The sequence below is a fragment of the Idiomarina sp. UBA4206 genome, from assembly GCF_002383015.1.
GTDB classification, from domain to species: domain Bacteria; phylum Pseudomonadota; class Gammaproteobacteria; order Enterobacterales; family Alteromonadaceae; genus Idiomarina; species Idiomarina abyssalis.
The window spans coordinates 19,012-19,481 of the sequence record NZ_DFTS01000013.1 but is presented as its reverse complement, the minus strand read 5'-3'; the positions used below and the strand labels follow the sequence as shown (position 1 = coordinate 19,481).

General features: G+C 54.0%; 1 pseudogene. It reads right to left on the bottom strand.

The window, feature by feature from the left end:
• Nucleotides 1-470, bottom strand: a pseudogene (locus tag B3180_RS02545) (hypothetical protein); the annotation flags it as partial.

Below are 470 nucleotides of genomic sequence, written 5' to 3'. Positions count from 1 at the left end.
GAGCACTGTAACGAACCCCGCCAGTTGCAGACCACTCTTCAGACAGCTGCCACTGAAAACGCAAATAAGCTGAAGCATTTTCAATCCAGTTGAATTCGTCGCGACGCAGCTCGCCCTTTTCACCGCTGTTATTCACAAAACCAAAGCGGTGATCCTGCTGGCGTTCTATTTGCGCGCCGAGGGTCGCCGACCAGTTGACTCCGCGCTGGCGCCAACGTGCATGTGCTCCCTCAAACTGGCGGGAAACATCGATAACCGCACCCGAGCTTGTGTCACCATCACCGGCAAACGGCAGGAACTGCTCAATATCTCGGTCGCCCTGCCACAGTGAGAGTAAGCCCTCGCCATTGTCGCGTTCATGAAACCAGCTAAATGAACCCTGACGATGATGAATGTCTTTGCGGGTATTGAAGTCAACTGCCCGTTGTACTGTCTGGGTGGGGTCATAACGCCAGTCTTGTGGGGTTAAT